The sequence below is a fragment of the Cronobacter sp. EKM101R genome (genome assembly GCF_963888145.1).
GTDB lineage: Bacteria > Pseudomonadota > Gammaproteobacteria > Enterobacterales > Enterobacteriaceae > Cronobacter > Cronobacter turicensis.
The window spans coordinates 1-273 of the sequence record NZ_CAWPHW010000050.1 but is presented as its reverse complement, the minus strand read 5'-3'; the positions used below and the strand labels follow the sequence as shown (position 1 = coordinate 273).

Genomic DNA, 273 nt, shown 5'->3' with positions numbered 1-273 from the left:
GAGATGGCCCAAGCCCTACATACTGGTCCCAGCTTCCCACGCTGTCGCCCTGCGGCTGGTCTATCGTGCGGAAAACCTTAGCGTACCCGTTGATGTCGAGCATTTTTACGAGCGTAACCTGCGCCGGCAGCGCCCGGGGTGTGGTAAAGGTGAAGTACCATTCATCAAAAGGCGCTTTTATTTCACCCTGCTCGTTCGCAGACGACACACTGTTGCAGGCTGTCAGTAATAACGTTGACAGTAATGTTATGGACAGCTTCATGCTTTATCTCC

The 273-nt window shown here is 53.1% G+C and carries 1 pseudogene; it reads right to left on the bottom strand.

Annotation, left to right across the window (positions count from 1 at the left end):
- Window positions 1-262, bottom strand: a pseudogene (locus tag AACV31_RS19205) (DUF2931 family protein); the annotation flags it as partial.
- Window positions 263-273 lie beyond the last annotated feature (11 nt).